Annotated in this window: 8 protein-coding genes and 2 pseudogenes; 5 read left to right on the forward strand and 5 right to left on the reverse strand. The window is 61.0% G+C overall.

The genetic code is table 11. The features are described from left to right. A pseudogene (locus JF781_RS27130) lies at window positions 1-300 on the reverse strand (protein rep); the annotation flags it as partial. Window positions 301-746: 446 nt separating this feature from the next. Next, entirely contained in the window at window positions 747-1,766 is a 1,020-nt protein-coding gene (locus JF781_RS27135; protein ID WP_225330652.1) for a hypothetical protein, read from the reverse strand. 86 nt (window positions 1,767-1,852) lie between these two features. Between JF781_RS27135 and JF781_RS27140 the strand changes: the two genes are divergently transcribed. Further along, window positions 1,853-1,996, forward strand: a complete 144-nt coding sequence (locus JF781_RS27140; protein WP_225330651.1) for a hypothetical protein — start codon at window positions 1,853-1,855, stop codon at window positions 1,994-1,996. 137 nt (window positions 1,997-2,133) lie between these two features. Here the strand turns inward: JF781_RS27140 and JF781_RS27145 are convergent, their stop codons facing one another. Together JF781_RS27145 and JF781_RS27150 are read right to left on the reverse strand one after the other, a co-directional pair. Continuing rightward, entirely contained in the window at window positions 2,134-2,784 is a 651-nt protein-coding gene (locus JF781_RS27145) for a hypothetical protein (protein ID WP_225330650.1), read from the reverse strand. A 51-nt stretch (window positions 2,785-2,835) separates the two neighbouring features. Then, window positions 2,836-3,126: a hypothetical protein gene (locus JF781_RS27150; protein ID WP_225341337.1), complete on the reverse strand. Its 291-nt coding sequence runs from the start codon at window positions 3,124-3,126 to the stop codon at window positions 2,836-2,838. A 628-nt stretch (window positions 3,127-3,754) separates the two neighbouring features. Here JF781_RS27150 and JF781_RS27155 point away from each other — a divergent pair. Both JF781_RS27155 and JF781_RS28790 read left to right on the forward strand, forming a co-directional pair. Further along, complete coding sequence (locus JF781_RS27155) at window positions 3,755-4,060, forward strand: DUF732 domain-containing protein (RefSeq protein WP_225330628.1); 306 nt, start codon at window positions 3,755-3,757, stop codon at window positions 4,058-4,060. A gap of 89 nt (window positions 4,061-4,149) precedes the next feature. Continuing rightward, a complete protein-coding gene (locus JF781_RS28790; RefSeq protein ID WP_225330631.1) occupies window positions 4,150-4,374 on the forward strand; it encodes a DUF732 domain-containing protein in 225 nt (74 codons plus the stop codon). Window positions 4,375-4,452: 78 nt separating this feature from the next. Here the strand turns inward: JF781_RS28790 and JF781_RS27165 are convergent, their stop codons facing one another. Then, complete coding sequence (locus JF781_RS27165; RefSeq protein ID WP_225330629.1) at window positions 4,453-5,337, reverse strand: DUF4236 domain-containing protein; 885 nt, start codon at window positions 5,335-5,337, stop codon at window positions 4,453-4,455. Window positions 5,338-5,449: 112 nt separating this feature from the next. Between JF781_RS27165 and JF781_RS27170 the strand changes: the two genes are divergently transcribed. Next, window positions 5,450-6,469, forward strand: coding sequence for a hypothetical protein (locus JF781_RS27170; RefSeq protein ID WP_225330630.1), 1,020 nt, complete (start codon window positions 5,450-5,452; stop codon window positions 6,467-6,469). A 106-nt stretch (window positions 6,470-6,575) separates the two neighbouring features. Then, window positions 6,576-6,701: pseudogene (locus JF781_RS28795) on the forward strand (IS481 family transposase); the annotation flags it as partial. Between the last annotated feature and the right edge of the window lie 133 nt (window positions 6,702-6,834).

Below are 6,834 nucleotides of genomic sequence, written 5' to 3' on the forward strand. Positions count from 1 at the left end.
CACTTGCATCGGTGACGCCGAAAACACCAGGGCATGAATATGAAGGTGCCATCCGTGTCCACCCTGCGACGCCGTTCCATACGTCGCCTCGACGACCCGAGTCAGTCCAGCAACGTCGAACAATTCGGCATCACCTGTCCTCTCTTTGATCTGTACCAACTTGCCGTTCCGCCAAGTAGTTCGGGCCTTTTGCCCCGTCCACGTGCGCGTACCGAAAGCTGATCTCCAACCAGAGCTCAGGCCATCCCACAAATCGGCGAGGCGGTCGCCGGCAGCATGCCGCATCGTCAAGGTGAGCATGTATGCCGTGCCGCCTTGGCGGTAGCACTCCCGCACTGCTGTCCCTACCTCAGCGGCTCTCGTATGCGCGATCACCGCTGAACACCGTGGACAAGACCACACCGACCCGCACGTCATCAGACCCTTGAAGCTGGCAACCATCAGGCCATCGACGTCACGACGTGTGATCTGAACAGCCTGCCCGTCGTCTGGGTCACCCACCGCGTCGTTGTGGAGCATCCTCCCGCAGCAACGGACCGCCTTGAGAGAGGACGCTTGCCAAAGCATCGCCCGTGCTCCCCACCGAAGCCGCCGGCGTTCCAGCGAATCAGGTGTGAAGCAATAACTCTGAGTACTACCAAGAGCGCTCGCTGCGCTCGCGCCGCCCACCCTCTGGCCCTCCGCGCCTGGGGCGCTCCGGCCCGCCGGGTCGGCGTAAGAGGCCAGATTGCTCATAGGCACCACTATCATTTGCCCACCGCCTTCACGTAGAGCGCAGCGAGCAACTCAATCCATTTGATTGCCTCGTCGGCATTGCTGGCATGCAGGCCCGCCAGAGAGACACCGCCGACACCGGCCAACTCAGCTACCGTCGAATCGACCAGCACCAGCCATCCGCCCGCGTACTTGACGGCGCGGACGACGGGCCAGTGCCATCCGGCCAACCACACCTCGACCCGCGGGCCGCCCTCCTCGGCATCGCGGTAGTCACGGACTTTGTAACCACGACGAGGAAACGGACTCGCCTCTTGATCTGCTCCAGTCGAGTCCTCCGCTGACTCGGCGCTTAACTCTGCAGCAAGTTGGCCATATCCCGCATCGAGGTCCGGTTCATACACCTTGTGCGTGTCGGCATCGATACCGAGCGCTCGCGCACTACGTGTCGTGTAGGCGCGCAAGGCAGCACGCGCCGCATCTCGGTCCCCGAGCGCACCGGTGACGGCCAGGCACGCAGCCCTCAGCTCATTGGCCAGAAGCCACGCTTGTTCGACGGTCAGATCATGGTCACGTCGCTCCCAAGCCGAGCGAAATCGGACCACGACATGGTCGCTCTCCACATCGACGTACCATTCGGCCACCGTCGACCAATCTGCACCTGATAAGACATCCAGTGAATCACCGTCTGCAGGTGCGCGATCCGATCCGACTGGACGACTCGCAACCTCCTCACCGGCCGTCTCAGGAACATCACGCCAAGGATCACGGATCTCGTGGTCAACGAGATCACGGTCTGCCTCCCATCCGGCCAGCTCGTTCGACTGGAGCGGTTCCTCAAGCGGCTGCGGCACTTCCAGGTCGGTGTGTTGACCGAACGTGCGTGGAGGTAGGTCACCCAGCACGACTGGCCCAAGCTCGATGACGCCATCAACAGCCAATCGTGCTTCGATATACGCCGCTGCGTCAGCTAGCCCTATCTGCTCTCGAAACTCGGCAGGCAGATAGATGCTGCCACCGGGGCCTACGCGCAGGTACGCGAACAGGTTCATCTCTCACCCGCTTCAGCACAGTGCAGCCGGGACAGCATGAGGGATACGATCTGCCAGTGACTGGCTACAAGGAAAGGCGGCGGGAGTTGCTCGCCAGCCTCACACCTGGCGAACAGCGCGAGTTCGAAAAGACTTCCGCAGCGGCGAGCCGCGACAACAAGGTCCGCGAACTGGCCCGCACGATCGCCGATCGTTCCGCCGAATTGAACCGACGGCTTCGGCACAAGTGACTGTCTGAGGACCGTGATCCGGGGTTGTCTTGCTCCTAAGCTTCCACTGCGCGCAACAAGGACGCTCGGGCCCTCCGCGGCTCCGCTGCTCCTAGCCGGCGCGCCGGCGGGCCGAGATTGACCAGTGGCATGCTCGCTCATTCGCCGGCTCCTTCCATCGCTACACGCACCCAACGAGCGGTCGCAGACAGTTCGATCAGCCGGACACCTGCTGCGAGAGCTTCTGCATCCGTTAGCTCGAACTCCCCGTCTACTCCGCTCGCAGGCACAACAAACTTGATCAACTGACCGGCGAGCTCGATACTCCAGCCGCCTGGCACTTGCGCCGCAGGCCCAAGCCCGGCAAGTCCCGCACCCATGTCCGCCGCAGATCCTCCGTCGGCTGCCTGAGCACCTGCTTTCAGGTTCTCCCAGTCGTCGAATGATGTGGCAGTCTCAGGGCGTGCCGCATCGTGTTCCAGCTGCTCGATATACCGCTTGACGCGTTGTCGGTGTCGAGCCCACAAGCCAGCCCGCTCCTCTTCGGAGATCTCAACCCGCCGGAGGTCGAGGCGGTCGCGGACCAGCGCACCAAAGGTGTCGGATTCCGGGCCACTCCTCTCGGAGAACTCTCCAGCCGTCCAGACGTTGCGCCCCGCTAGCGCATACGCGAGACGCAGTTGAAATCGAAGAACCCGCGCCTCATAGCGACTCAGCTCAAGCCGAGCTACGCCGCCCCCGGTTGGGAACGTCACGACGACGTTCTCAACATCGACATCGACGGACCAACCGTTAGGCATCAAGCTCATTGGACACCCCCGAGATCGTCGAAACGGTGCTGTCGTCGAATGCCCTCAGACTCATTTCGCGACAGCTTTCACGTAGAGGGCCGCCAGCAGCTCAACCCAAATGCGCGCTTCGTCTGCATTGATCGCATCGAGACCCCTCCGATTGGCTTCGGGCACGCCAGCGGTCGCGCTAACCGCTGGATCTACGAGCACCAGCCATACGTCCTCGCGCTGCACCGCACGCACCACCGGCCACGGCCAACCTGATAGCCAAGCCTCAATCTGGTCCGGACCGTCTGGATCATGCCGATAGTCGCGGATCTCGTACGCGCGTTCCGTCGAGTCGCTTTCGGTCTGGTTCATCGGGCACCGCCCGCGATAATCGGAACGGTGCTCCCGTTGAGTGCCCGCGATAGACTGATCGCGCGCGCAAAAGCGGTGGTTTCCACATTCGCCTCCGTGATGAAGCCCTCGGTTGCAGCCGGGGGGCTTCGCTCGTTATCGAGCCCGGAATCGAACGCTGATCTGTGGTCGGTGCTTGGTCGGTGAATCCGCGACACGCCATGGTTTCGACTGGTGTCAGATGGCGTTATATCGGCAGATCACAACGCCTTTCGGCGCGATGACTAGGAGCGCTTGCAGGCTCTCCTAAAGCCGGTGTCGCAGGTTCGAATCCTGCCGGGGGCACCAGGGGCACCAGGGGCACCAGTGTGAAAATAGACTGATCCAACCCCTGTTTTCGGCGCTTCCTGGCTGGCGGCTCGTGCGTTCTGCGTGTGATCTTCCGCGGCGCGTGCCATCGCTAGCCATCGGGTCCGACGGCGTTGAAGCGGCCTGGCGATTGGGGTTGCCACGTTCGCCACCGGGGCGCGCTGCGTCTCGGTCAGCGGCGGCGTGGCGCAATAGCTCCAGAACGGGGTCGTTTCGCCAAAGCATTCCCACTGTTGCGAATTAACCTCCCTCAACCCTATGGATGTGGTAGGAGCGACATGTGAGAACGATATTGGCGGCCGCCATGCTTGCCGTGATGGCGTTCATTGCCAGCCCGATCGCGAAAGCCGATCGCGCGGAGGATGATGCGTTCATCGCGGCGATCACAGACGACGGCATCTCGATGAACCGTTCCGATGCGATCACAGGAGGGCACGCGGTCTGCAATTACCTACTGTCCGGAAATGGTTCGATGTTGGACGCGATGATCCAAGTAAAGCAAGAGCGTTCGTGGAACATGACCGAGGCGGCGCACTTTGTCGATCGATCCGTCCAGAATTACTGCCCCAGCCTGGCACCGCTCTGATGGCCAAAGTCCAAATGCTCGTAATCTGTGCGGTCCTTCTCGGTGGCCTGATAGTTGCCGCTCCGGCACATGCTGACTCGGGCGAAGACATGTATATAACCACTCTCGACGGGATGGGTGTCCCTTACAGCAATCGCGCCGCTGCGATCCATTTCGGGCAGGTTATTTGTCGCGCGCTCAGAGGCGGCACATCGGTCGGCACGCTTGTGGATATGACGACAAGTGACGGGGTCTACTCCAGAAATCAAGCCAACGTGATCATCGGGGCCGCTGACGGTGCCCTCTGCCCGGACGTGAATCTTCCGCCGAATTAGGCCCCACAGCTTCGCATCGTAACGCGCCACCAGGACCAGCAGCGGGGCGCATTGCCGTGACCAGGGCTTTCGATGTTGCTATCCGGGCGGCCCTTCCATCAATGAATTGTGCTGTGGGCAGTAGGCGGCTATTGCTGTGCCTACGAAGCGCGCAGCGTCGAGTGGTGGAATGTCATTGAGTTTGGCAACCCGCCACGACATCTGTTCGAATGTCACGCCGGTATCCAGCACCTGGCAAACGGTATGCGCCTGATCGATGGGCTGGCGAATGTTCACACCGGCCTTCGCGATTGTTTGCAGGAACACTCGTTCCCGATATGCGTCCTCTGCGACGGTGCCCACGTTGGGCGGTATCAGCGGCTTGTATTGCGGGCGGTAGGCACCTATGACCGCGCCGATAAAGCCCCCTGCATCCTCTGGCGAGATATTCGGGTTGCTATTAAGAACTGTGTTAAACGCGTTTTTGACGCTGAGCGTGCCGTTGGCCGTCACACCGGCGTCAAGTACCTGGCAGACAGCATCAGCTTGCATGAGTGGATTGGGAATGTTGATGTCGGCGACCGCATCCCTAAAACGCTTATCCGGCAGTTGCCGCTTCCGCACGTAGCGCCGCGTCAGGATGATGGCGGTGATGACGAGGCCCCAGACCAGCAGGGCTTTCCACGCGAAAATCAAAAGAAGGATGCCGATTATCAGGAGCGGCCAAAATAGGGGTCGGGCAAGCGCAAATCCGGCGGCGAACCCGACACCACTCCACACTGCGGACTGCGGCTGGCGGGGCGAGCTAATCCTGGTGGTGTTATAGACGCCGGTGCCGGGGACGCGGACGGTGCGCTGATAGCTACCGTCAGCGCGCCGCGTAACCCTGTATCCCCCGAACCCGACACTGCTTGAGATTCCCCGCCTGCTTGCGGTAAAGCGGAACGGCCCGACTTTCTTTGACTTGCGGTACTGCCAGGACATCGCTTACTCCGTTTCACAATGCGCCAGGCGTGCCTCGGATCGTCTGGCCATGCGTCTATGCTGCCCCGCCCGTCAGCGATTTTCGAGCCACATCACAGGCTGTTGTGGAAACATGCGCAGCCGTGACGGAGCCGCAGATTCTCTGCAAAACACCTATCGCGGATTCGGAATCTTGATGGCCTGCTGGGCGTGGGACCGCTTCCCGTACTGGTGGGACTACCCCGTCTGGTCGCGGGGCTATACCTGCAGGGACTCCAGGCAGACCTGGTGGGATCTCTGGTGGAACCATTTGCTGCGCATGTGGCACGACTGGCACTACACCGAAGGGTGGGGCAGCTTCGGCACGATCACCGTCGCGGTCCTCGCGATCATTTCGTCCGCGTTGTACAACCGGCGCACGCTTCGACAGGCGAGAGAGGTCGCTAACGCAACCCTTGCTTTGACCAGGCAGCAACGTGCCGACTCACGCGGCGATGTGCTGCGGCAAGAGCTAGCGCGATGGCTGATATTGGTAAGCCAAATCGAGCACACATGCGCCGAACTACTCCGTCGCATTTTGAACACGAACCTTCAGAACGACGAAAACGGTGATCCGCTTGACGATGCTGAGATAAAGCACAGGGCCAATACACTGAGACTATCTGTTAGGCAAGGGTTGTCAGAGCTAATCACGAATTATGACACTCAGCGGCTGCAAATCCACATGCTTGACTCTAGTGAAACGCTGTTGGGGAGCATACATCTCATCACTCAAGCGATTGTCGGGAAGAGGCAGATTCTCAACAATCTGATCGACGTCCTGCACCGCAGCGCGAACCTCACGCCCGAGGAACAGCAGCAGAACCCCCACGCGAACTTTCTCGCGGGGTCGTTTGCTTGGGCGCAGGACCATCAATACACCCGCCAGATCCATGTTTCGCGTGGAGATCTCACGTACTACGTCACTTCGCTTCTCAACCCGGCCGCAGTGGGAACGGTCGAACGTGTGCTCCACATGTACCCGAACGTCTTGCAGCGGCTCGGGCCGACCAGCGTCATACTCCCGAATCACCACCAGGAGCAACGGCAGCAACCGGAGCCGCAGCCGCCGCAACCACGGACCGCACCACCCGGCCCACCCACTCAGCCATAACCGCAGGTCATACCGCGCAGTGCCCCTGTTCAGAGTCGGTTCATTCTTTACATTTCTGTGTCGGTTGATCCTTGACACTCATCTTGTGGTTAGCACCGCGCGCTGATTGCACTCGTGGTTACCCGCTATGAGGCTTGGTCCTTGAGGGCCGGTGGACCGGTCGCATCGGCAGACGTCGTGTCCGCATCAGACGCCAGCCGTGGCGGAGGCCCCGTTATTGGAAGTGCGCCGCCGACCGTAGTACGGGTGGATGCCGACGCTGATCGTCCTGTCGAAGTGCTACCCCTGACGCGCAAATCATCGGTTGCATGCCTGAAGGTACCGCTGCCGCGAGTGATTGGTAGCAAAAAGCTCTCTCGCACTGA

The organism is Mycobacterium sp. WUMAC-067, from assembly GCF_020217485.1.
Lineage (GTDB): Bacteria > Actinomycetota > Actinomycetes > Mycobacteriales > Mycobacteriaceae > Mycobacterium.